This is a genomic window from Pseudomonas sp. UV AK001 (genome assembly GCF_046097675.1).
GTDB classification, from domain to species: Bacteria; Pseudomonadota; Gammaproteobacteria; order Pseudomonadales; family Pseudomonadaceae; genus Aquipseudomonas; species Aquipseudomonas kribbensis.
This window is the reverse complement of sequence record NZ_JBJUVZ010000004.1, coordinates 54268-78156: the sequence shown is the minus strand read 5'-3', so window position 1 is coordinate 78156 and position 23889 is coordinate 54268. Positions and strand designations below refer to the sequence as shown.

The following is a 23889-nucleotide window of genomic DNA, read 5'->3' as shown; positions in this document are numbered from 1 at the left end:
GCGGTACTTTACCGGAGAATTGAGGTTTACGCGGTTTCTACCGTCGGAAAACTCTTCACCAGTTCGTCCAGGGCTTTGAGCTGGGCCAGGAATGGCTCCAGTTTGTCCAGACGCAAGGCGCAAGGGCCGTCGCATTTGGCGTTGTCCGGATCCGGATGCGCTTCGAGGAACAGACCCGCCAGCGACTGGCTCATGCCAGCCTTGGCCAGGTCGGTGACCTGGGCGCGGCGACCGCCGGCGGAGTCGGAACGACCGCCAGGCATTTGCAGCGAATGGGTCACGTCGAAGAATACCGGGTACTCGAACTGCTTCATGATGCCGAAGCCGAGCATGTCCACCACGAGGTTGTTGTAGCCAAAGCTCGAACCTCGCTCGCAGAGGATCAATTGATCGTTACCCGCTTCCACGCACTTGTTCAGGATGTGTTTCATTTCCTGAGGCGCGAGGAACTGGGCTTTCTTGATGTTGATCACAGCATTGGTCTTGGCCATCGCGACGACCAGATCGGTCTGGCGCGACAGGAAGGCCGGCAGCTGGATAATGTCGCAGACCTCAGCGACGACCGCGGCCTGGTCAGGCTCGTGGACGTCGGTGATGATCGGCACGCCGAAGGCTTGTTTGATGTCCTGGAAGATGCGCATGCCCTCTTCCAGGCCAGGACCGCGATAGGAGGTCACAGAAGAACGGTTGGCCTTGTCGAAGCTGGCCTTGAACACGTAAGGGATACCGAGCTTTTCGGTGACCTTCACGTACTCTTCGCAAACCTGCATGGCCATGTCACGGCTTTCCAGCACGTTCATGCCGCCGAACAGCACCATGGGTTTGTCGTTGGCAATCTCGATGTCGCCGACGCGGATGATCTTCTGTGCCATCGGGTTACGCCTTCTTCTGGTGTTGAGCCAACGCTGCTTTCACGAAACCGCTGAACAGCGGGTGACCGTCACGCGGAGTCGAGGTGAATTCCGGGTGGAACTGGCAAGCGACGAACCATGGATGATCCGGGGCTTCAACCACTTCGACCAGCGCTGCATCGGAAGAACGACCGGAAATCTTCAGGCCGGCTTCGATGATCTGCGGCAGCAGGTTGTTGTTCACTTCGTAACGGTGACGGTGACGCTCGACAATCACATCCTTGCCGTAGCAGTCGTGCACCTTGGAGCCGGCTTCGAGCAGGCATTCCTGAGCGCCGAGGCGCATGGTGCCGCCCAGGTCGGACGCTTCGGTACGCACTTCAACGGCGCCGGTGGCGTCTTCCCACTCGGTGATCAGGCCGACAACCGGATGTCCGCTGGCACGATCGAACTCGGTGGAGTTGGCGTCTTTCCAGCCCAGCACGTTACGGGCGAACTCGATGACCGCCACTTGCATGCCCAGGCAGATACCCAGGTAGGGAACCTTGTTTTCGCGAGCGTATTGAACGGCAGTGATCTTGCCTTCCACGCCACGCAGACCGAAACCGCCCGGTACGAGGATCGCGTCGACACCTTCCAGCAGCGCGGTGCCCTGGTTCTCGATGTCTTCGGAATCGATGTAGCGCAGGTTGACCTTGGTGCGGTTGGTGATGCCGGCGTGACTCATCGCTTCGATCAGCGACTTGTAGGCGTCCAGCAGCTCCATGTACTTGCCGACCATCGCGATGGTGACTTCGTGCTCAGGATTGAGCTTGGCATCGACGACCTTTTCCCACTCGGACAGGTCGGCGCCATTGCATTGCAGGCCGAAACGCTCGACGACGAAATCATCCAGACCCTGAGCATGCAGCACGGCCGGGATCTTGTAGATGGTGTCGACGTCTTCCAGGGAGATCACCGCACGCTCTTCAACGTTGGTGAACAGCGCGATCTTGCGACGCGACGATACATCCACCGGATGGTCGGAGCGGCAGATCAGCACGTCTGGCTGCAGGCCGATCGAACGCAGCTCTTTTACGGAGTGCTGGGTCGGCTTGGTCTTGGTCTCGCCAGCGGTGGCGATGTACGGAACCAGAGTCAGGTGCATCAGCATCGCGCGCTTGGAACCGACTTCCACACGCAGCTGGCGGATGGCTTCGAGGAACGGTTGCGATTCGATGTCGCCAACGGTACCGCCGATTTCCACCAGGGCCACGTCGGCATCGCCGGCGCCCTTGATGATGCGACGCTTGATTTCGTCGGTGATGTGCGGAATCACCTGGATGGTTGCACCCAGGTAGTCACCACGGCGCTCTTTGCGCAGCACGTGCTCGTAGACACGGCCGGTGGTGAAGTTGTTGTTCTGGGTCATGGTCGTGCGGATGAACCGCTCGTAGTGGCCCAGGTCCAGGTCGGTCTCGGCGCCGTCGTGGGTGACGAACACTTCACCGTGCTGGAACGGGCTCATGGTGCCCGGGTCGACGTTGATGTACGGATCCAGCTTCAGCATGGTGACCTTAAGCCCCCGCGCCTCCAGGATGGCCGCCAATGAAGCCGATGCAATGCCTTTCCCCAAAGAAGAAACAACACCGCCCGTGACGAATATGTAGCGCGTCATGAAAAACCCTAGAAGTCTGCGTTAAAGCGGTCCGAGCCGCCGGGGAAAGCGAAGGAAGGCCGAAGCCCCCGATCACCTGCATTAATCACAGTGCACCTTTCAAAAAAACCGCCGCGTTGGGACAGACCGGAAGTGAAAACACCGGTACGTTGCTCGCTACACATTTTTTGGAATCGCCCAGCAAAGACTGCTTGGTAATCGGCAACTCCTGCAATTCAGGCGAATCCACAGAAGTTGTATCAAGAAGGGAGCGTAGTCTACCGGAATGCCCCCTTCATCTCAAACCTTGATCTTCGTCAGAAGGCTGCCAATGCAATCGCCAGCCTTCCCGTGCATTGCCGTCGAGCCCCGGCAGGTTCGCCACGGCGAGCAATTCTTCACCGCGAAACAGCAGCGGCAATCTGCCACGCACAAAGGCCGGCACCGCGCGCTCATTGAGCAGGCGCTTGAGATCGCGGTGTCCGCGATCCGCCAGATGCATCACCTCGCCGCCCTGCCGATAGCGGATCTGCAGCGGCCCTGCGGGAGTCTGACCGCTGAACATGACATGCCCGTTATCGGGCAAGCGTAGCGCCAGCGACGTCTCACGCCAGTCGCCGCTGACCACCGGCGTGCGCAACCAATGGCCGCTGAGCCACCACAGGCGACCGGCGCTGCGGTGCAACTCGCCATCCGCCAGACGCCAGACCGGAGCGGCGTCGTTACCGGCATCGCGCAGATCGATCCAACCCGACCAATGGTCGGTATCCGGCAGTCGGGTGAGCGGTTCAAGCCAGTGACTGAGTGCATTGCGCTGGCGCGCATCGGACAACCCGACGATGGCCGCGAACTCCAGCGATGGCAATCCCGACCATTCGAACTCACCGGGCAAGCTCGCTTGCGCCAGATCGATCTGCGCCAACTCATCGAGCAACCCCTGCGCCTCACGCAGATGTGCCGCACTGCGGGCCATGCTGGCGTGTGCCTGCGGCCAGCGATCGGTCAGCAGCGGCATGACCTGATGACGCAGGTAGTTGCGCGAGAACTGCCGATCCTGATTCGACGGATCTTCAACCCAACGCAGACCATGATCCCGCGCATAAGCTTCCAGTTCGGCACGCGGGATGTCGAGCAAGGGCCGAACCAGACTGCCCTGCCCCAACGTTCGCTGCGCCGGCATGCCGGACAGACCGCGCACCCCGGCGCCACGCAGCAACCGGAACAACAGGGTTTCTGCCTGATCATCGCGGTGCTGGCCCGTCATCAAGACATCATTGATCCGGGTCGCCGAAGTGAGTGCCGCGTAACGCGCATCCCGCGCCGCACGTTCAAGGCTGGCGCCCTGTTGCACGGTCACGTGAACGATCTGCAATGAAATGCCCAAGGCGTCACAGACAGCCTGGCAATGCGCCGGCCACACTTCGGCCGCGGCCTGAAGGCCGTGATGGACATGGATGGCGCTTAGCGCCGGAAGGGATTCGGTTTTGGCGAGAGTTGCCAGAAGGTGCAGCAGGACGGTGGAGTCGAGGCCGCCCGAGAAGGCAATGCGCCAATGAGCCGCATCGAGCCAGGGCTTGAGATTGCGTAGAAGCCTGGAAGGCAAATCAATCGTCGACGGATCCATTTCTTTCCCTTGGCACAAATCAAATGTGGGAGCGAGCCTGCTCGCGATAGCGGTGCAACAGCCAACTCATTGGTTGAATGTTACCCCCTCATCGCGAGCAGGCTCGCTCCCACATCGGGTATTGCGCGGTCGACTTAGAGACCGTAGCTCATCAGACGATCGTAACGACGCTTGAGCAGCGCTTCGTTGTCGAGCTTCTTCAGCATCGCCAGTTGCGAACTCAGCTCGGCACGGATCGAAGCAGCCGCCGCCGCCGGATCGCGATGGGCGCCGCCCAGAGGCTCGCCGATCACTTTGTCAACGATGCCCAGGCCTTTCAGACGCTCGGCGGTGATGCCCATCGCTTCAGCGGCATCCGGCGCTTTTTCTGCGGTTTTCCACAGAATCGAAGCGCAACCTTCCGGCGAAATCACCGCGTAAGTCGAGTACTGCAGCATGTTCAGCTGGTCGCAGACACCGATTGCCAGTGCGCCGCCGGAACCACCTTCACCGATCACGGTGGCGATGATCGGGGTCTTCAAACGAGCCATGACGCGCAGGTTCCAGGCGATCGCTTCGCTCTGGTTGCGCTCTTCGGCGTCGATGCCAGGATAGGCACCCGGAGTGTCGATGAAAGTCAGGATCGGCATCTTGAAGCGCTCGGCCATTTCCATCAGGCGGCAAGCCTTGCGGTAGCCTTCCGGGCGCGGCATGCCGAAATTGCGGCGTACCTTTTCACGCACTTCACGGCCCTTCTGGTGACCGATCACCATTACTGGCTGGTCTTCCAGACGTGCCACGCCGCCTACAATGGCCGCGTCGTCGGAGAAGTGACGGTCACCGTGCAGTTCGTCGAACTCGGTGAAGATGTGCTCGATGTAGTCCAGGGTGTATGGACGTTTCGGGTGACGTGCCAGACGTGCGATCTGCCAGCTGGTCAGCTTGCCGAAGATGTCTTCGGTGAGCGTCTTGCTCTTGTCCTGCAGGCGGGAGATCTCATCGCCGATATTCAGCGCATTGTCATTACCGACCAAGCGCAACTCTTCGATCTTGGCTTGCAGGTCGGCGATCGGCTGTTCGAAATCCAGGAAATTCGGGTTCATAGGCGTCCGTCTTGGGTCGTGTCCCAAGTGAGCTTGGGGCCGGCCGGTTGTCTATTCGCGCCCTACCTTAAGGGAGAGGCGCGCTGAGGTCGAGATTAAAAATTCAGGTTGTGGGCAGGCGGTTCGGTCTCACCTGCCGGTCAACGGTATTGGAGGAAGACGTTGTCTCGCCCGAACTGGTCACGCAGGGCTTGAATCAAGGCATCCGCCGGGTCGATCCGCCAGGTCTCGCCAAACTGCAGCAAGGTCTTCGCATCCGGGCTGGTGTATTCCATGGTGATCGGGCAGGCCCCGCGATGACGCTTGAGCAAATCCCCCAACCAGCGTAGCTGATCGCCTTTCAGGTCCTGGGTCTGCAACTTCAGGCGCAGGCTCTCGGCCAGGTTGGTGCGCGCATCTTCCATGCTCATCACCCGCTTGACCCGCAGGCGCAGGCCGCCAGAGAAGTCATCGTTGCTGACCTCGCCTTCGACCACCACCATCGCATCGGTCTGCAACAGCGACTGTGCGGAGTGGAACGCATCGGCAAACAGCGACGCCTCGATTCGCCCGGAGCGGTCGTCGAGGGTGATGAAACCCATCTTGTCGCCCTTTTTGTTCTTCATCACCCGCAGGGCAATGATCATCCCCGCCACGGTCTGGGTGTCCCGGGCCGGTTTCAGGTCGATGATGCGCTGGCGGGCGAAACGGCGGATTTCGCCTTCGTATTCGTCGATCGGGTGGCCGGTCAGGTACAGGCCGAGGGTGTCTTTTTCACCCTTGAGGCGCTCCTTGAGGGTCAGCTCCTTGGCCTTGCGATGCAGCGCGTAAACGTCTGCGTCTTCCTCGACGAACAGCCCGCCGAACAGGTCGGCGTGACCACTGTCGCGGGTGCGTGCAGTCTGTTCGGCCGACTTGATCGCCTCTTCCATCGCCGCCAGCAGCACCGCGCGGTTGCGGTCGATATTGGCCTGATAAGCCTTTTGCTCGTCATGGAAGTACGGGCCGAGGCGATCCAGCGCGCCGCTGCGGATCAGACCGTCCAGCGTGCGCTTGTTGATGCGCTTGAGGTCGACCCGGGCGCAGAAGTCGAACAGATCCTTGAACGGACCGGCCTGACGCGCCTCAGTGATCGCTTCCACCGGACCTTCGCCGACGCCTTTGATCGCGCCCAGACCGTACACGATGCGGCCCTCGTCGTTCACCGTGAACTTGAACTCCGACGTGTTCACGTCCGGCGCGTCGAGACGCAGCTTCATCGTGCGCACTTCCTCGATCAAGGTCACGACCTTGTCGGTGTTGTGCATATCCGCCGAGAGTACCGCGGCCATGAACGGCGCCGGGTAGTGAGCTTTCAGCCAGGCAGTCTGGTACGACACCAGGCCGTAGGCGGCGGAGTGGGATTTGTTGAAGCCGTAACCGGCGAATTTTTCCACCAGGTCGAAAATGTTACCGGCAAGATCCGCGTCGATATTGTTCGACGCACAACCCTCAATGAAACCGCCGCGCTGCTTGGCCATTTCCTCGGGTTTCTTCTTACCCATCGCCCGACGCAGCATGTCCGCACCACCGAGGGTGTAACCGGCCATGACCTGGGCGATCTGCATCACCTGTTCCTGATACAGAATGATGCCGTACGTCGGTGCGAGTACCGGTTGCAAACCTTCGTACTGGTAATCCGGGTGCGGATACGCCAGTTCCGCGCGACCGTGCTTGCGGTTGATGAAGTCATCCACCATGCCGGACTGCAGCGGGCCCGGACGGAACAGGGCCACCAGTGCGATAAGGTCTTCGAGGCAGTCGGGCTTGAGCTTTTTGATCAGCTCTTTCATGCCGCGGGATTCAAGCTGGAACACCGCGGTGGTTTCAGCTTTTTGCAGCAACTGGTAAGTCGGCTTGTCATCCAGCGGGATGAACGCAATGTCCAGCGGCGGCTCGTTGACCTTGGCGCGGTCGCGGTTGATGGTTTTCAGCGCCCAGTCGATGATCGTCAGGGTCCGCAGGCCGAGGAAGTCGAACTTCACCAGACCGGCCGCCTCCACGTCGTCCTTGTCGAACTGGGTCACCAGACCGTCGCCGGCCTCGTCGCAATAGATCGGCGAGAAGTCGGTCAGTTTGGTCGGCGCGATCACCACACCACCGGCGTGTTTACCGACGTTACGCACCACGCCTTCGAGCTTGCGCGCCATCTCCCAGATTTCCGCCGCTTCTTCATCGACCTTGATGAAGTCGCGCAGGATTTCTTCCTGCTCGTAGGCTTTTTCCAGGGTCATCCCGACTTCGAACGGAATCATCTTCGACAGACGATCCGCCAGACCGAACGACTTGCCCTGGGCTCGCGCCACGTCCCGCACCACAGCCTTGGCCGCCATGGAACCGAAGGTGATGATCTGGCTAACGGCGTTGCGGCCGTATTTTTCGGCCACGTAATCGATTACCCGGTCGCGACCGTCCATGCAGAAGTCGACGTCGAAGTCGGGCATCGATACCCGTTCCGGGTTGAGGAAACGTTCGAACAGCAGGTCATATTCCAGCGGGTCGAGGTCGGTGATCTTCTGCACATAGGCCACCAGCGATCCGGCACCCGACCCCCGGCCCGGGCCCACCGGCACGCCGTTGTTCTTGGCCCACTGGATAAAGTCCATCACGATCAGGAAGTAACCGGGGAATCCCATCTGGATGATGATATCCAGCTCGAAATTCAGCCGGTCGACATAGACCTGACGCTTGGCCTCGTAATCTTCGGTAGTGTCCTTGGGCAGCAGTACGCTGAGACGCTCGTCCAGACCATCGAACGACACCTTGCGGAAATACTCGTCGATGGTCATGCCATCGGGAATCGGGTAGTCCGGCAGGAAGTGCTTGCCCAGCTTCACGTCGATATTGCAGCGCTTGGCGATCTCGACGGTGTTTTCCACGGCATCCGGCAGGTCGCTGAACAGCTCGGCCATTTCCTCGGCGCTTTTCAGGTACTGCTGATCGCTGTAATTCTTCGAGCGGCGCGGGTCGTCGAGGGCCCGGCCCTCACCGATGCAGACGCGGGTTTCGTGGGCGGCGAAGTCTTCCTGCTTGATGAAGCGCACATCGTTGGTGGCGACCAGCGGCGCACCGAGCTTCTCGGCCAGGGCCACGGCGCCGTGCAATTGTTCTTCGTCGTTCGGGCGATTGGTACGCTGTATTTCCAGATAGAAGCGATCCGGGAACACCGACATCCACTCACGGGTCAGGACCTCGGCCTCAGCGGGATTGCCGCCGATCATGGCCATGCCGATCTCGCCTTCTTTTGCGGCGGACAGCATGATCAGGCCTTCATTGGCCTCGGCCACCCACTCGCGCTCGATGATGATCATGCCGTTGCGCTGACCGTCGATGAAGCCACGGGAAATCAGCTCGGTCAGGTTGCGATAGCCCAGGGCGTTCATGACCAGCAGGCTGATCCGGCTCAGCGGGCCATCCGGGTCCTTGTTCGACAGCCACAGGTCGGCGCCGCAGATCGGCTTGATCCCCGCGCCCATGGTGTTTTTATAGAATTTGACCAGCGAACACATGTTGTTCTGGTCGGTAACCGCAACGGCCGGCATGCCCATGCCGGTCAGGGCCTTGACCAGCGGCTTGATCCGCACCAGCCCGTCGACCAGGGAGTATTCAGTGTGCAGGCGTAGATGAACGAATGAAGCCGGCATAGTGATCCTGTCCAGTTACATAGAGACAACAAGGCCCGGATTGTACCGGGCCCCGAATAAAACATCAGCCTCGCCGCTAAACCTGCGTGAGACCTTCAAGCGCCTCGTAAGCCTGCCGCACCGGGGCAAACGAACGCCGGTGAATCGGCGTCGGCCCGAGGCGCACCAGCGCTTCCAGATGAACGGGCGTCGGATAGCCTTTATGACCGCCGATGCCGTAACCCGGGTAGATCAACTCGAACGCCGTCATCTCGCGGTCGCGGCTGACCTTGGCCAGAATCGAGGCCGCTGCGATGGCCGGGACCTTGCTGTCGCCCTTGACCACCGCTTCGGAACGCATCGGCAGTTTCGGGCAGCGGTTGCCGTCGATCATCGCCAGTTTCGGCTGGACATGCAGGCCCGCAACGGCGCGCTGCATGGCCAGCATGGTGGCGTGAAGGATATTCAGCTCGTCGATTTCTTCGACTTCGGCACGGGCGATGCACCAGCTCAAAGCCTTTTCGCAGATTTCATCGTAGAGCTTTTCACGCTTGGCTTCGGTGAGTTTCTTCGAGTCATTGAGACCAAGAATCGGCCGGTTCGGATCGAGGATGACTGCCGCCGTGACGACCGCACCGCACAACGGGCCGCGACCTACCTCGTCAACGCCGGCAACCAGTTCTTCGACTTCGGCGACCAAAGTGAAATCCAGCCCCATCTGCATGCTTGTCTTGCTCATCGTGTTTGACCGATCAGGTTCAGAACGGCGTCAGCCGCCTGATTGGAGGCGTCCAGGCGCAGGGTGCGGTGGATTTCATCGAAGCCGCGAGTCTGTTCTTCACCGCCGTCGATCAGCGGCGACAGGGTCTGGGCCAGCGCCTCGACCGTCGCATCATCCTGCAACAATTCCGGCACCAGCAACCGTTGGGCCAGCAGGTTCGGCAGGGAGACGTACGGGCTCTTGACCATGCGCTTGAGAATCCAGAACGTCAGCGGCGCAAGGCGGTAGGCCACGACCATCGGGCGCTTGTACAGCAACGCTTCAAGGGTCGCCGTGCCCGACGCAATCAGGACCGCGTTGCACGCTGCCAGCGCCAAGTGGGACTTGCCATCGAGCAAGGTCACTGGCAAATCGCGACCGGCCAACAGCTCTTCAAGCTGGGCACGACGCTCCGGGTTGGCACATGGAATGACAAAGCGTAAACCCGGGCGCATGGCGCGCAGGCGTTCGGCGGTATCGAGGAACAGCGCGCCCAGACGACTGACTTCGCCGCCCCGGCTGCCCGGCATCAAAGCCACCAGCGGACCGTCAGGCAAACCCAGCTCGGCTCGCGCAGCGGCGCGATCGGCTTCCAGTGGAATGGTATCGGCCAGCGTATGACCGACGAATCGCACCGGTACGCCTTTCTCTTCATAAAACCTGGCTTCGAACGGCAGCAGCGTGAGCATCAGGTCGCAGCCTTCGCGAATCTTCAGCACTCGCTTCTGCCGCCACGCCCACACCGAAGGGCTGACGTAATGCACGGTCTTGATCCCGGCCTGACGCAGCTTGAGTTCGATGTTGAGGTTGAAATCCGGCGCATCGATGCCGATGAACACGTCCGGCTTCTGGGCGATCAGGGTGGCGATCAGGTCCTTGCGGCGCTTGAGCAGCTCACGCAACCGACCGAGAACCTCCACCAGCCCCATGACCGACAACCGCTCCATGGGGAAGTAGGAATTCAGGCCCTCGGCCTGCATCAGGGGGCCGCCGACACCGATAAACTCGACCGCCGGATGCTGTGCCTTGAGGGCACGCATCAGACCGGCACCCAGAATATCGCCGGAAGCCTCACCCGCCACCAGCGCAATACGCAGATTGGCCATGATCAGCGAGTGATGCCGCGAGACGACGACTGGATGGAGTCACGGAACACTGCGACTTCCGGGAACTGGGCGGCAGGTTCGGCCAGTTCGGCCAGCGCCTGTTCGACAGTCAGCCCCTGACGATAAACGGTTTTGTAAGCGCGACGCAGGGCGTGAATGGCGTCCTCGCTGAAACCGCGACGACGCATGCCCTCAAAATTCATGCTGCGCGCTTCGGCCGGGTTGCCGAACACCGTGACGAACGCCGGGACGTCCTTGCCAATGGCCGTTCCCATGCCGGAAAAGCTGTGAGCACCAATGTGACAATACTGGTGAACCAGGGTGAAACCGGACAGGATCGCCCAGTCCTCGACGTGCACATGCCCGGCCAACGCGGTGTTGTTGACCAGAATGCAGTGGTTGCCGATGACACTGTCGTGACCGATGTGGGCGTAAGCCATGATCAGGTTGTGATCGCCCAGGGTGGTTTCCGAGCGATCCTGAACCGTGCCACGGTGAATCGTCACGCCTTCACGGATAACGTTATGGTCACCGATCACCAGACGGGTTTCTTCACCCTTGTACTTGAGATCAGGCGTGTCTTCGCCTACCGAGGAAAACTGGTAGATGCGATTGTGCTTGCCGATTCGGGTCGGACCTTTGAGGATCACGTGTGGCCCGATCACTGTTCCCTCGCCGATTTCCACACCTGCGCCGATGATCGACCACGGGCCGACCTCGACACCTTCGGCCAGTACGGCCGAAGGATCGATGATTGCGCGAGGGTCAATCAAACTCATAGCTTGCGTTCCGCACAGATGATTTCAGCGGAGCAGACCGGCTTGCCATCGACCGAAGCCTGGCATTCGAACTTCCAGATCTGACGCTTGCAGCTGATGAACTTGGCTTCGAGAATCAACTGGTCACCCGGCAGCACTGGCTGACGGAAGCGCAGTTTGTCGGAACCGACGAAATAATAGAGGGTGCCATCAGCCGGTTTCACATCGAGCATCTTGAAACCGAGGATCCCGGCAGCCTGAGCCATCGCTTCGATGATCAACACGCCAGGCATGATCGGGTGCGCAGGGAAGTGGCCATTGAAGAACGGTTCGTTGATGCTGACATTCTTGTAGGCGCGAATGCGCTTGCCTTCCGTATCCAGTTCCACCACCCGGTCCACCAGCAGGAACGGGTAACGGTGAGGCAGGTATTCGCGAATCTCGTTGATGTCCATCATTTCGGGGGGAAGCCTATGTAAAGATTGGGAGCGCGACTGACGCGCACTCCTCTAGCAAATCAAGGAGGCAGTCCAGAGGCTGTGCACACTTGATATGGAAATGGTATCAGCCTTCAGATGAAGCGTTACCGCCAGGGGTCACTTCTCCTGCCTGCTTTTCCAGCTGTCGCAAACGTCGCGCGATGTCATCGAGCTGACGGATGCGTGCCGCGCTTTTGCGCCACTCGGCAGCCGGCTGCATCGCCGTACCGGAAGAATAGGCGCCCGGCTCGGTAATCGAGTGAGTCACCATAGTCATCCCGGTCAGGAATACGTTGTCGCAAATGTCGATGTGCCCTACCAGGCCGACACCACCGGCGAGCATGCAGTGCTTGCCGATCTTGGTGCTGCCGGAAATCCCCACGCACGCAGCCATGGCGGTGTGATCGCCGACCTGAACGTTGTGAGCGATCTGAATCTGGTTGTCGAGCTTGACGCCGTTACCGATCACGGTATCGGCCAACGCACCGCGGTCGATGGCGGTGTTCACGCCGATCTCCACATCGTCGCCGATGGTGACGCCACCGATCTGGGCGATTTTCTGCCAGATGCCTTTCTCGTTGGCAAAGCCGAAGCCCTCACCGCCAAGCACTGCACCTGACTGAATCACCACCCGCTTGCCGATGCGTACATCGTGATACAGCGTGACACGCGGAGCCAGCCAGCCGCCCTCGCCGATTTCACTGCGGGCACCGACGACGCAATGCGCGCCGAGCGCCACGCCCGCTCCAATCCGTGCTTGAGCCTCGATCACCACAAAGGGACCGATGCTGGCAGTCGGATCGACCACGGCGTCCGGAGCAATCACTGCGGTCGGATGGATACCGGCTGCAGATTTCGGCTTCGGATCGAACAGGTGAGAAATGCGTGCGTAAGCCAGATAAGGATCCGGCACCACCAACGTATTCCCGGCATAACCTTCGGCATCAGCCGCCTTGAGCAGCAATGCTGCCGCTTGTGAGCCAGCCAGGTATTTGCGGTATTGAGGGTTTGCCAGAAAGCTCAACTGAGCTGGGCCAGCCTCCTGCAAGGTGGCTAGCCCAGTAATTTGCTTCTCGGGATCGCCACTCAGGGTGGCACCGAGGAACTCGGCCAACTGGCCGAGTTTGATAGTCACGGTCATGGGTTACTTCAGCTGATTCATGCGCTCGATAACCTGGCGCGTGATGTCGTACTGAGGTTTGACATCGATCACTGCGCCACGCTCGAACACCAGGTCAAAACCACCTTTCTTGATGACTTCTTCCACTGCGCTATCCAGTTTCGGCTTGAGCTGCTTGAGCATTTCACGGTCAGCAACAGCCTTGGCTTCGTTCAGTTCCTTGGACTGGAACTGGAAGTCACGGGCCTTTTGCTTGAATTCCAGCTCGAGACGCTCACGCTCGCCCTGCTGCATCTTGTCGCCGCCAGCCATCAGACGATCCTGGATACCCTTGGCGCTGCTTTCCAGCGTCTTCAGTTTGGTCAGTTGAGGACCGAACTTCTTCTCGGCATCCACGGCGTACTTCTTGGCCGCATCGGATTCCAGCAGAGCCATCTGATAGTTCAGAACAGCGATTTTCATGTCGGCAAATGCCGGGCCTGCCACCAGTACGGAGGCCAGGAGAACCAATTGAGTCAACTTACGCACGATGCACTCCTACAAAATCCATTGTCGTTATCTTGGGTCAGACGCTTAGAACGTCTGGCCGAGGGAGAATTGGAACACTTGAGTTTCAGCGTTATCCGGTTTCTTGATCGGTGTGGCCAACGCGAAGCTCAAAGGACCCAGTGCGGTAACCCAGGTCACGCCGACACCGACGGAACTGGCCATGTTGCTCAGGCTGATGTCGTTGCACTGTGTATTGGCCTTGGAGCCATCGGCGTTTGTGGTCGACTTGCAAGTCGAGTCGAACACGTTACCGACGTCCCAGAATACCGATGTACGCAACGAACGCTGATCCTTCACGAACGGCAGCGGGAACAGCACCTCGACACCACCCTGGATCAACACGTTACCACCGAATGGCAGCGGATCCTGATCCGGGTCGGCAAGCGTACCGGCGTTACCGGTGACCGCCTGGCCACGGCTCGGCGTACTGCGCGGACCCAGGGTACTGTCTTTGAAACCACGTACCGAGTTGAAACCACCAGCATAGTAGTTTTCATAGAACGGCAAGCCGTCCGTCGAACCGTAACCGTCGCCATAACCCAACTCGGTGTGCAGACGCAGGGTGTAGTTTTCGGTCAGTGGCTGGAACAGCTGGCCACGGTAATCCAGTTTGTAGAACGACAGGTCACTGCCGGGAATCGTCGTTTCCAGGGTCAGGCTCTGCGAACGACCGCGGGTTGGCAGCACGCCTTTGTTCAGAGTGGACTCGGACCAGCCGGCCGACGCCTTGAAGTTCAGGTACTGGTCGCCCTCGCGCTTAACAAAGTCGAAAATCTCGTCAACGGTGTACTGACCGGTCTTGATCTTGTCCTGCTGAGCCGACAGACCGAAGGTCAGACGCGAAGTCTCGCTGATCGGATAACCAACGTTCACACCGGCACCCAGGCTGTCTACCGCATAGCTTGCTACGTCGACGTCGAGGTCTTTGTAGTCAGTGGTGCGATAGAACGCGTTGTAACCCAGGCTCACGCCATCGGCGGTCCAGTAGGGGTCAACGTAGCCGAAGTTGTAACGGCTCTGGTATTCACTGCGGGTCAGGCCGACGCTGACGCGATTACCGGTACCCAGGAAGTTGTTCTGGGTGATCGAACCACCGAGGATCAGACCGGCGCTCTGGGCAAAACCGACACTGGCGGTGATCGAACCGGAAGCCTGCTCTTCAACCGCATAGTTCACGTCAACCTGGTCGTCGACACCTGGAACTGCCGGGGTCTCGACGTTGACTTCCTTGAAGAAGCCCAGACGCTCAAGACGGGTCTTGGACTGGTCGATCAGGTAGGTCGAAGCCCAGCCACCTTCCATCTGGCGCATTTCACGACGCAGCACTTCGTCCTCGGACTTGGTGTTGCCACGGAAGTTGATGCGGTTGACGTAAGCACGCTTGCCCGGATCGACAGCGAACAGGATGTCCACAGTGTGGTCATCGTCGTGCGGCTGCGGAACACCGTTGACGTTGGCGAAGGTGTAGCCCTCGTTACCCAGACGACGGGTGATCAGTTCGGAGGTGGTGGTCATCAGCTTGCGCGAGAACACCTGACCCTTTTGCACCAGCAACAGCGACTTGACCTGGTCCTCAGGGACTTTCAGGTCACCGCTGAGCTTGACGTCACGAACGGTGTACTTCTCGCCTTCGTTCACGTTGACGGTGATGTAGACGTGTTTTTTGTCCGGTGTGATGGACACCTGGGTCGAAGCGATATCCATGTTGATATAGCCGCGGTCCAGGTAGTAGGAACGCAGACGCTCCAGGTCACCGGAAAGCTTTTCACGGGCGTACTTGTCATCGTTCTTGAAGAACGACAGCCAGTTGGTGGTCTTCAGTTCGAACAGGTCGGTCAGGTCTTCCTCAGGGAAAACCGTGTTGCCCACCACGTTGATGTGCTGAATGGCAGCGACGGTGCCTTCGTTGATCTTCACTTTCAGGCCGACACGGTTACGCGGCTGCGATACCACTTCGGTATCGACGGTGGCCGAGTAACGACCTTGCGCAACGTACTGGCGTTGCAGCTCGTTACGCACGCCTTCGAGGGTCGCACGCTGGAAGATCTCGCCTTCGGCCAGACCGGATTGCTTGAGGCCCTTCATCAGGTCTTCGGTGGAGATCGCCTTGTTGCCTTCGATCTCGATGCTCGCGACCGATGGACGTTCAACGACCGTGATCACCAGAACGTTGCCTTCGCGGCCCAGCTGGATATCTTGAAAGAAACCGGTTTTGAACAACGCACGAGTGGATTCCACCAGGCGACGATCATCCGCCTGCTCGCCGACGTTCAACGGCAAGGCACCAAAGACGCTACCCGCGGAGACCCGCTGGAGGCCATTGACGCGAATATCAGAGATAGTGAAGGACTCGGCGTGAACTTCGGCGATCATCAATACGGTGAGAACCGCAGTTAGCAGCAGACGTTTCATGAAGTCCTTTCTTATTCCAACTGGCAATAAACAAACTGCCGCAAAATGCGGCAGATTCGCAATTCAGCGAAGCGTTACAGTCGACCCAGATCGTTGACCAGAGCAAGCAACATCACCCCGACCACCAAACTGATACCGATCTGTATCCCCCAACCTTGCACCCGATCCGACAAGGGACGACCACGCGCCCACTCGATCAGATAAAACAACAAATGCCCCCCATCCAGTACAGGAATAGGCAGCAAATTCAGAACCCCCAGGCTAATACTCAGATAAGCAAGGAAATTCAGGAAATCAGCAACGCCCGACTGGGCAGAAGCGCCCGCCACTTTAGCAATGGTTATCGGTCCACTCAAGTTTTTTACCGAGAGCTCGCCGAACAGCATTTTCTTCAGTGAATCCAGCGTCAGCACGCTCATGGTCCAGGTACGACGGGCACCCTCGCCAATCGCGGCCAAAGGACCATAACTGACCTCACGGATCATCTCCGGTGGCCAGTCGACAGCTTTCACTCCCGCCCCCAGATAACCACTTGGCGACTTGCTCTCGCCGCGCGCCGCCAGCGTCACGGGGACGTCGATTTGAGCACCGTCGCGCTCGACGTGCAGCATGATTTTGGTATCAGGACGCGTACGAACGGTGTCGACCACTTGCTGCCAGTCATCCAGCGCCTTGCCGTCCAGCGCCAGCAGACGGTCACCGGTCTTCAACCCGGCCGCCTGGGCCGGGCCTTTCGGATCGAGCTCAGCGAGAATAGGCGGCAGCGCCGGACGCCATGGGCGAATACCCAGAGAGCGAATCGGATCCGGCTCGTCGGCCCCCTTGAGCCAATGATCCAGCGCAAGCTCACGCGGCGAATCGGCCGTAGAGCCCTGCTCACGCACCAGCACCTGTAGGGAACCGCTTTCCCCCAGGCGACGTACCAGTTGCAGATTGACCGCCGCCCAGCCCGAAGTCGGCTCACCGTCGATGGCGACAATTTCCTGACCTGCATTCAGACCGGCTTTCGCGGCGATACTGCCTGACTCGACAGCACCGATGACCGGACGCACCTGTTCACTGCCGAGCATGGCCAGCACCCAGAAAAACACCATGGCCAGCAGGAAGTTGGCGACCGGGCCAGCCGCCACGATAGCAATACGCTGGCGAACGGACTTGCGATTGAAAGACAAATGAAGCTGATCAGCGGGCACTTCGCCTTCACGCTCATCGAGCATCTTGACGTAGCCACCCAGCGGAATGGCCGCGATGACAAACTCGGTCCCCTGCCTGTCATGCCAGCGCAGTAACGGCATGCCGAAGCCCACGGAAAAGCGCAGAACCTTGACGCCACAGCGACGCGCGACCCAGAAGTGGCCGAATTCGTGAAAGGTGACCAGCACACCCAGGGCGATCAGGGTGCCGGCAATCATATAGAGCGCGCTCATCTACTTTCTCCGCAATCCTGTTCTATGCCGCATGAAGCCATGTACGCAGGGTCTATCGACCGTGACGAATCAGCCATTGCCCGGCGAGCGTACGTGCTGCCGCGTCCGCCGTGAACACCGCATCGAGATCATTCAGAGCAACCACCGGCTCGAGATTCAACACTTCCTCGATGATACTCGCGATTTCGAGGTAGCGAACCCGCCCGTCGAGAAACGCCGCCACCGCAACTTCATTCGCGGCATTGAGCATGGCAGGCGCACTGTTGCCGGCCTCGGCTGCCTGACGGGCAAGCCGCAGGCACGGGAAGCGCTCTTCATCGGGCGCTTCGAAGTCCAGGCGCGCGATGGCGAACAGATCCAGTGGCGCCACGCCAGAATCAATGCGTTCAGGCCAGGCCAGCGCATTGGCGATCGGCGTACGCATGTCGGGATTACCCAACTGCGCCAGTACCGAGCCATCTATGTAGTCGACCAGAGAGTGAATCACGCTCTGCGGATGGATCACCACTTCGACTTGCGATGGCCGGGCATCGAACAGCCAGCAGGCTTCGATCAACTCGAGCCCCTTGTTCATCATGCTGGCCGAATCCACGGAAATCTTGCGCCCCATGGACCAGTTAGGATGGGCACAGGCCTGATCAGGAGAAACATGCGCCAGTTCGGCCATCGGCGTCTGCCGGAAAGGACCACCAGAGGCCGTCAGCAAAATCCGACGCACGCCGACATTGCTCAATCCACGCGCGAAATCCTGCGGCATGCACTGGAAAACCGCGTTGTGCTCACTGTCGATGGGCAGCAGGACCGATCCGCTCTTGCGCACAGCCTCCATGAACAAGGCGCCGGACATGACCAGCGCCTCCTTGTTCGCCAGAAGAATCTTCTTGCCCGCCTCGACAGCGGCGAGGGTCGGGCGCAGACCGGCGGCGCCGACAATGGCCGCCATCACGGCATCCACCTCAGGGGCTGCTGCGACCTGACACAGACCTTCCTCACCGACCAGCACCCGGGTCGACAGGCCGGCGGCACGCAAGTCGTCTTGCAAACCACGGGCTGCCGCGACTTCCGGCACCACAGCGAACTGCGGCACATGGCGTACGCACAAGGCAAACAGCTCGCTCAGACGCGTAAAGCCACTGAGTGCAAACACTTGATAACGGTCAGGGTGACGAGCGATGACATCCAGAGTGCTCAGACCGATCGAGCCGGTTGCCCCCAGAACAGTGACCTGCTGTGGGCGGCTCACGGTGCTGCCATCCACAACAGCACGGCGAATACCGGGATCGCGGCCGTCAGGCTGTCAATGCGGTCCAGTATGCCGCCATGGCCCGGCAGCAGATTGCTACTGTCCTTGATACCGGACTGACGCTTGAACATGCTTTCAGTCAGATCGCCCACCACCGAAATGAACACGATCAGCGCAGCGCCAATCAGGCCTTTGAACAGTTGCGCCACTGTCCAGTCTCGAAACAGAGCGACCAGCGTGGTGATAACGAGACTCAGGGCCAGACCGCCATACACGCCTTCCCAGCTTTTGCCCGGGCTGACTTGCGGGGCCAGCTTGCGCTTGCCGAATGCACGACCGGAAAAGTAGGCACCGATATCGGCACCCCAGACCAGCACCATCACCGCCATGATCAGCCAGTTACCCAGCGGGTATTGCTTGATCTGAACCAGGCCTTGCCAGGCCGGCAGGAGAATCAGCAGGCCGATCACCAGCTTGCTGGCGGCACTGGCCCAGCGCTCGCTGGAGCGCGGATAGGTCAGCACCAGCCACGTTGCCACCGCCCACCAGATCACCGAAGCACCAAGCACCCAGGGCGCCAGCCCTGGCAGGATGTACATGACGAACAGCATCAGCGCGACGACTGCCGCATAACCAACGCGAAACGATTGCGCAGTGAAACCGGCAAGGCGCGCCCATTCCCAGGCACCCAGACTGACCACCAGACCGATGAACAGCGCAAAACCGGATCCCTCGAGCAGGAAAAATCCGCCCAGTGCAATCGGCAGCAGGATCAGCGCAGTGATGATTCGTTGTTTAAGCATTAAACCCGGGCTCCAGCTTCGATCTGCTCGCTCGTTTTACCGAAGCGACGCTGACGCGAAGCGAAATCGGCCAGTGCATTACGCATGGCATCGTGTTTGAAGTCCGGCCAGAACAGGTCGGAGAAGAACAGCTCGGCATAGGCCAGTTGCCACAGCAGGAAGTTGCTGATGCGGTGCTCGCCGCCCGTGCGGATGCACAAGTCCGGCAATGGCAGGTCGCCGGTCGCCAGACAGGTTTGCAGCAGATCCGGGGTGATGTCTTCCGGCCGCAGGTGCCCGGCCTGAACTTCGCGAGCCAGGCGCTGCGCAGCTTGCGCGATATCCCACTGACCGCCGTAGTTGGCGGCAATTTGCAGGATGAAGCGATTGGCGCCCGCAGTCATCGCTTCAGCTTCACGCATGGCCGCCTGCAGCTCAGGATGGAAACGCGAACGGTCACCAATGATGCGCAGGCTGATGTTGTTGTCATTGAGGCGCTTGGCCTCACGACGCAGCGCCTTGAAGAACAGATCCATCAGGGCACTGACCTCATCGGCCGGGCGCTGCCAGTTTTCACTGGAGAAGGCAAACAGTGTCAACACCTCGACACCGGCCTCGGCACACACCTCGATCACCGCCCGCACAGCATCTACACCCGCCTTATGCCCGGCGACACCCGGCATAAAGCGTTTTTTCGCCCAGCGATTGTTGCCATCCATGATGATCGCGACATGGCGCGGCACCGCGGACGGCGCAGTCTGCTTGGTCTTTTCCATTTAAAGCTCGACCCTTATACGGCCATCAGATCCGCTTCTTTTTCCTTGGTAGCCGCGTCGATATCAGCTTCAGCCTTGTCGGTCAGCTTCTGGATATCAGCCGCCGCGCGGCGCTCTTCGTCTTCGCTGATTTCCTTGTCCTTGACCAACTTTTTCAGGTCACCCAGTGCATCACGGCGAATGTTGCGCACGGCAACGCGAGCATCTTCAGCCGCTGCGCGCGCCTGCTTGGTGAAGCCCTTACGGGTTTCTTCGGTCAGCGCCGGCATGGAAACCAGCAGCAGCTCGCCAAGGTTGGTCGGATTGAGGTTCAGACCGGCGTTCATGATCGCCTTGTCGACCGCCGTGAGCATGTTGCGCTCGAACGGCACGACCTGCAGGGTACGGGAGTCTTTCACCGTAACGTTCGCTACCCCGCTCAAAGGGGTATCGGCACCATAGTAAGGCACCATCACGCTACCCAGAATGCTCGGGTGAGCCTTGCCGGTACGAATCTGGCCGAATGCATGACTCAGCGACTCGATCGACTTCTTCATGCGCTCTTGGGCGTCTTTCTTGATTTCGTTGATCATTGTTGAACTTCCTCGATCAGGGTTCCTTCAGCGCCGCCGTGCACGATGTTCAGCAGGGCGCCAGGCTTGTTCATGTTGAATACGCGCAATGGCATCTTGTGGTCGCGGCACAGGCAGATGGCCGTCAGATCCATTACGCCCAGCTTGCGATCCAGTACTTCATCGTAAGTCAGATGATCGAACTTCTCGGCATGCGGGTCTTTGAACGGGTCGGCGGTGTAGACGCCATCGACCTTGGTTGCCTTGAGCACGACGTCCGCGTCGATCTCGATGGCACGCAGGCAGGCTGCCGAATCCGTGGTAAAGAACGGATTGCCGGTACCGGCCGCGAAAATCACCACGTCCTTGGAGTTCAGGTGACGCATGGCCTTGCGACGATCATAGTGATCGGTCACACCGACCATGGAAATGGCCGACATCACGATGGCCGAGATATTGGCACGTTCCAGCGCATCGCGCATGGCCAGGGCGTTCATCACAGTGGCCAGCATGCCCATGTGGTCGCCGGTGACACGATCCATGCCAGCCTTGCTCAGCGCTTCACCACGGAACAGGTTGCCGCCGCCGATCACCAGACCGACCTGAACGCCGATGCCGACCAGTTGGCCGACTTCCAGCGCCATGCGATCCAGCACTTTCGGATCGATCCCGAACTCTTCCGAGCCCATCAGGGCCTCGCCGCTAAGCTTGAGTAGAATGCGTTTATAGCGAGCCTGATAACCACTGCCCTGCTGAGCCATTGCGAATCTCTCCTGCGGCGTATTTAAAAATTCTTTGCGAGCTGTTTGCAGCTGCGTTCACTCTAGCGTGGCGCTGCTTCCGCGCCATCGGAACATGGCTTTGTAAGTCAGTTCCAAGGGGAAACCAATTAAAAATTGGTAACCCTATCTGAAAAGAGGCTGCGCGCGTGAGCGGGCAGCCTCTTTCGGGCGACAGTTGAAAAACCGTCTTACTGCTTGGCGGCAGCCACTTGAGCGGCAACTTCGGCAGCGAAGTCATCAACTGGCTTCTCGATGCCTTCGCCTACTTTGAAGTAGGTGAAGGAAACGATTTCGGCACCGGCTTTCTTGGCCAGCTCGCCAACCTTGACTTCAGGGTTCATGACAAAGGCTTGCTCTTTCAGCGAGGCTTCGGCTTTGAACTTGGTGATACGACCGTTGATCATGTTCTCAACGATGTTTTCCGGCTTGCCAGCGATCTTGTCGGCATTCAGCTGCAGGAATACGTTCTTCTCGCGCTCGATGGCCTCGGCGGAGATTTCCGACGCGTCCAGGAACTCTGGGTTCGAAGCTGCAACGTGCATGGCGATGTTCTTGGCCAGGTCGACGTCGCCGCCTTTCAGAACAACCACTGCACCAATCTTGTTGCCGTGCAGGTAGGCACCTACAACGTCACCTTCAACACGCGCCAGACGACGGATGTTGACGTTTTCGCCACACTTGGCAACCAGGGCTTCACGAGCAGCTTCACGCGAAGCGATCAGCGGAGCCGCGTCGGTCAGCTTCTGACCGAAGGCTTCTTCGAGGCTTTCGCTGACGAAGTTCTTGAAGTCGTCCTGCAGGGCCAGGAAGTCGGTCTGCGAGTTCACTTCCAGCAGAACGGCGGACTTGCCGTCAGCCTTGACAGCGATAGCACCTTCAGCGGCAACGTTGCCGGCTTTCTTGGCAGCCTTGATCGCGCCCGAAGCACGCATGTCATCAATGGCTTTTTCGATGTCGCCGCCAGCCTTTTCCAGGGCCTTCTTGCAATCCATCATGCCTTCGCCGGTACGCTCGCGCAGTTCTTTGACCAACGCTGCAGTAATTGCTGCCATTTTCAAATTCCTCTTGGATAGGTTTTCAACCATTCCACCCGATCGAACGGGCGTTCAATTCTTCCCGAACCACCTTGTAGCTGCTGCACGTTACAGATGCTGTAGCTGCGCTGCCGACAGATGGTTTTCGAGGTGGCAAAAAGGGGGCCAAGCCCCCTTTTTGCTTACTGAGTCAACGCCAGGGCGTCAATTACTCAGCTGCAGCCTGAGTTTCTTCAGCTGCGAATTCAACAGTACCGCCAGCAACATTGTTGCGACCACGGATTACTGCGTCAGCCATCGAACCCATGTACAGCTGGATAGCGCGGATTGCGTCATCGTTGCCTGGGATGATGTAGTCAACGCCTTCCGGGCTGCTGTTGGTATCGACAACGCCGATCACCGGGATGCCCAGCTTGTTGGCTTCGGTGATTGCGATGCGCTCGTGGTCAACGTCGATCACGAACAGTGCGTCTGGCAGACCGCCCATGTCCTTGATGCCGCCCAGGGAGCGATCCAGCTTCTCAAGATCACGGGAGCGCATCAGCGCTTCTTTCTTGGTCAGCTTGGCGAAAGTACCGTCTTCGGCTTGTACTTCAAGGTCACGCAGACGCTTGATGGAAGCACGGATGGTCTTGAAGTTGGTCAGCATGCCGCCCAACCAGCGGTGATCGACGTACGGCGAACCGCAACGTGCTGCTTCTTCAGCAACGATCTTGCCAGCGGAACGCTTGGTGCCGACGAACAGAATCTTGTTTTTGCCCTGGGCCAGACGCTCTACGAAAGTCAGAGCTTCGTTGAACATTGGCAGGGTTTTTTCAAGGTTGATGATGTGAATCTTGTTACGCGCGCCGAAAATGTACTTGCCCATTTTCGGATTCCAGTAACGGGTTTGGTGACCGAAGTGCACACCGGCCTTCAGCATATCGCGCATGTTGACTTGGGACATGATAGTTCCTTGATAAGTCGGGTTGGGCCTCCACGTATCCCAATGACCAACCCCTGATCCGAGGATCAAAGGCACCCAGGCCATCGTGTCGACACGTGTGTGGGTTAATGCTTCCGGAGCTATCCCCGGAAAGCGGCGCATTTTATACCACAGCAAGGCTACAAACGGAACCCGGAATCTTCAATCCCGTCAGGGACATGGATGCCGGCCCCTTGGAATCGGCCTTGCGCGCACTATTGTATAGAGAGAAGCGATGCACGCAGGCGCGGATTTGCGCCTTTGGTCTGTTAGAATCGCGTTTTTCAGGGCTGCCAGGCGAAAACCGCCGTC

20 protein-coding genes are annotated in these 23889 nt (G+C 59.3%); all 20 read right to left on the bottom strand.

What is annotated here, in order from left to right; all coding sequences use genetic code 11:
* Positions 1-26 precede the first annotated feature (26 nt).
* The 20 genes from kdsA to rpsB all read right to left on the bottom strand — a co-directional run bounded on the left by kdsA (position 27) and on the right by rpsB (position 23559).
* Complete coding sequence (kdsA, locus tag ACKLNA_RS13755; protein WP_007954807.1) at positions 27-872, bottom strand: 3-deoxy-8-phosphooctulonate synthase; 846 nt, start codon at positions 870-872, stop codon at positions 27-29.
* 4 nt (positions 873-876) lie between these two features.
* Complete coding sequence (locus tag ACKLNA_RS13750) at positions 877-2508, bottom strand: CTP synthase (RefSeq protein ID WP_011332696.1); 1632 nt, start codon at positions 2506-2508, stop codon at positions 877-879.
* Between the two features lie 274 nt (positions 2509-2782).
* A complete protein-coding gene (gene tilS, locus ACKLNA_RS13745; protein ID WP_408986158.1) occupies positions 2783-4111 on the bottom strand; it encodes a tRNA lysidine(34) synthetase TilS in 1329 nt (442 codons plus the stop codon).
* Between the two features lie 134 nt (positions 4112-4245).
* Positions 4246-5193, bottom strand: coding sequence for an acetyl-CoA carboxylase carboxyltransferase subunit alpha (locus tag ACKLNA_RS13740; RefSeq protein ID WP_408986157.1), 948 nt, complete (start codon positions 5191-5193; stop codon positions 4246-4248).
* 140 nt (positions 5194-5333) lie between these two features.
* Entirely contained in the window at positions 5334-8855 is a 3522-nt protein-coding gene (gene dnaE / locus ACKLNA_RS13735) for a DNA polymerase III subunit alpha (protein ID WP_085712848.1), read from the bottom strand.
* Positions 8856-8931: 76 nt separating this feature from the next.
* Positions 8932-9558, bottom strand: coding sequence for a ribonuclease HII (gene rnhB, locus ACKLNA_RS13730; protein ID WP_408986349.1), 627 nt, complete (start codon positions 9556-9558; stop codon positions 8932-8934).
* Between the two features lie 11 nt (positions 9559-9569).
* Entirely contained in the window at positions 9570-10700 is a 1131-nt protein-coding gene (gene lpxB, locus ACKLNA_RS13725; RefSeq protein ID WP_408986156.1) for a lipid-A-disaccharide synthase, read from the bottom strand.
* A gap of 2 nt (positions 10701-10702) precedes the next feature.
* Positions 10703-11479, bottom strand: coding sequence for an acyl-ACP--UDP-N-acetylglucosamine O-acyltransferase (gene lpxA, locus ACKLNA_RS13720; RefSeq protein ID WP_085712845.1), 777 nt, complete (start codon positions 11477-11479; stop codon positions 10703-10705).
* Positions 11476-11916, bottom strand: coding sequence for a 3-hydroxyacyl-ACP dehydratase FabZ (fabZ, locus tag ACKLNA_RS13715; protein WP_003222142.1), 441 nt, complete (start codon positions 11914-11916; stop codon positions 11476-11478). The genes lpxA and fabZ overlap by 4 nt, the downstream gene beginning before the upstream one ends.
* Positions 11917-12022: 106 nt before the next feature.
* Positions 12023-13078: a UDP-3-O-(3-hydroxymyristoyl)glucosamine N-acyltransferase gene (gene lpxD, locus ACKLNA_RS13710; RefSeq protein WP_408986155.1), complete on the bottom strand. Its 1056-nt coding sequence runs from the start codon at positions 13076-13078 to the stop codon at positions 12023-12025.
* Between the two features lie 3 nt (positions 13079-13081).
* Entirely contained in the window at positions 13082-13585 is a 504-nt protein-coding gene (locus ACKLNA_RS13705; RefSeq protein ID WP_003222140.1) for an OmpH family outer membrane protein, read from the bottom strand.
* A gap of 45 nt (positions 13586-13630) precedes the next feature.
* The gene (bamA, locus tag ACKLNA_RS13700; protein WP_408986154.1) at positions 13631-16018 is read right to left on the bottom strand and encodes an outer membrane protein assembly factor BamA; all 2388 of its coding nucleotides are present in this window, start codon (positions 16016-16018) and stop codon (positions 13631-13633) included.
* Positions 16019-16092: 74 nt separating this feature from the next.
* Positions 16093-17445 carry a sigma E protease regulator RseP gene (gene rseP, locus ACKLNA_RS13695; protein WP_408986153.1) on the bottom strand — a complete coding sequence of 451 codons (1353 nt, stop codon included), beginning with the start codon at positions 17443-17445 and terminating at the stop codon, positions 16093-16095.
* Between the two features lie 52 nt (positions 17446-17497).
* The gene (ispC, locus tag ACKLNA_RS13690; protein WP_408986152.1) at positions 17498-18688 is read right to left on the bottom strand and encodes a 1-deoxy-D-xylulose-5-phosphate reductoisomerase; all 1191 of its coding nucleotides are present in this window, start codon (positions 18686-18688) and stop codon (positions 17498-17500) included.
* Complete coding sequence (locus ACKLNA_RS13685; RefSeq protein WP_085712840.1) at positions 18685-19491, bottom strand: phosphatidate cytidylyltransferase; 807 nt, start codon at positions 19489-19491, stop codon at positions 18685-18687. Before ACKLNA_RS13685 ends, ispC begins: the two co-directional genes overlap by 4 nt.
* Positions 19491-20246, bottom strand: a complete 756-nt coding sequence (uppS, locus tag ACKLNA_RS13680) for a polyprenyl diphosphate synthase (RefSeq protein ID WP_408986151.1) — start codon at positions 20244-20246, stop codon at positions 19491-19493. The genes ACKLNA_RS13685 and uppS overlap by 1 nt, the downstream gene beginning before the upstream one ends.
* 14 nt (positions 20247-20260) lie before the next feature.
* Positions 20261-20818 carry a ribosome recycling factor gene (gene frr, locus ACKLNA_RS13675; protein WP_085688727.1) on the bottom strand — a complete coding sequence of 186 codons (558 nt, stop codon included), beginning with the start codon at positions 20816-20818 and terminating at the stop codon, positions 20261-20263.
* On the bottom strand, positions 20815-21558 hold the full coding sequence (gene pyrH / locus ACKLNA_RS13670) for a UMP kinase (RefSeq protein ID WP_011332683.1): 744 nt from the start codon (positions 21556-21558) through the stop codon (positions 20815-20817). Before pyrH ends, frr begins: the two co-directional genes overlap by 4 nt.
* A 209-nt stretch (positions 21559-21767) precedes the next feature.
* Positions 21768-22631, bottom strand: coding sequence for a translation elongation factor Ts (tsf, locus tag ACKLNA_RS13665; protein WP_408986150.1), 864 nt, complete (start codon positions 22629-22631; stop codon positions 21768-21770).
* Between the two features lie 190 nt (positions 22632-22821).
* Positions 22822-23559 (bottom strand): 30S ribosomal protein S2, encoded by a 738-nt coding sequence (rpsB, locus tag ACKLNA_RS13660; RefSeq protein ID WP_003222119.1) that lies wholly within the window; start codon positions 23557-23559, stop codon positions 22822-22824.
* Positions 23560-23889: the final 330 nt, after the last annotated feature.

Excerpts from the sequence above, each read along its gene's own strand:
- kdsA (WP_007954807.1), bottom strand. The coding sequence starts at position 872 with ATGGCACAGAAGATCATCCGCGTCGGCGACATCGAGATTGCCAACGAC.
- ACKLNA_RS13750 (WP_011332696.1), bottom strand. The coding sequence starts at position 2,508 with ATGACGCGCTACATATTCGTCACGGGCGGTGTTGTTTCTTCTTTGGGG.
- tilS (WP_408986158.1), bottom strand. The coding sequence starts at position 4,111 with ATGGATCCGTCGACGATTGATTTGCCTTCCAGGCTTCTACGCAATCTC.
- ACKLNA_RS13740 (WP_408986157.1), bottom strand. The coding sequence starts at position 5,193 with ATGAACCCGAATTTCCTGGATTTCGAACAGCCGATCGCCGACCTGCAA.
- dnaE (WP_085712848.1), bottom strand. The coding sequence starts at position 8,855 with ATGCCGGCTTCATTCGTTCATCTACGCCTGCACACTGAATACTCCCTG.
- rnhB (WP_408986349.1), bottom strand. The coding sequence starts at position 9,558 with ATGCAGATGGGGCTGGATTTCACTTTGGTCGCCGAAGTCGAAGAACTG.
- lpxB (WP_408986156.1), bottom strand. The coding sequence starts at position 10,700 with ATGGCCAATCTGCGTATTGCGCTGGTGGCGGGTGAGGCTTCCGGCGAT.
- lpxA (WP_085712845.1), bottom strand. The coding sequence starts at position 11,479 with ATGAGTTTGATTGACCCTCGCGCAATCATCGATCCTTCGGCCGTACTG.
- fabZ (WP_003222142.1), bottom strand. The coding sequence starts at position 11,916 with ATGATGGACATCAACGAGATTCGCGAATACCTGCCTCACCGTTACCCG.
- lpxD (WP_408986155.1), bottom strand. The coding sequence starts at position 13,078 with ATGACCGTGACTATCAAACTCGGCCAGTTGGCCGAGTTCCTCGGTGCC.
- bamA (WP_408986154.1), bottom strand. The coding sequence starts at position 16,018 with ATGAAACGTCTGCTGCTAACTGCGGTTCTCACCGTATTGATGATCGCC.
- rseP (WP_408986153.1), bottom strand. The coding sequence starts at position 17,445 with ATGAGCGCGCTCTATATGATTGCCGGCACCCTGATCGCCCTGGGTGTG.
- ACKLNA_RS13685 (WP_085712840.1), bottom strand. The coding sequence starts at position 19,491 with ATGCTTAAACAACGAATCATCACTGCGCTGATCCTGCTGCCGATTGCA.
- uppS (WP_408986151.1), bottom strand. The coding sequence starts at position 20,246 with ATGGAAAAGACCAAGCAGACTGCGCCGTCCGCGGTGCCGCGCCATGTC.
- frr (WP_085688727.1), bottom strand. The coding sequence starts at position 20,818 with ATGATCAACGAAATCAAGAAAGACGCCCAAGAGCGCATGAAGAAGTCG.
- pyrH (WP_011332683.1), bottom strand. The coding sequence starts at position 21,558 with ATGGCTCAGCAGGGCAGTGGTTATCAGGCTCGCTATAAACGCATTCTA.
- tsf (WP_408986150.1), bottom strand. The coding sequence starts at position 22,631 with ATGGCAGCAATTACTGCAGCGTTGGTCAAAGAACTGCGCGAGCGTACC.
- rpsB (WP_003222119.1), bottom strand. The coding sequence starts at position 23,559 with ATGTCCCAAGTCAACATGCGCGATATGCTGAAGGCCGGTGTGCACTTC.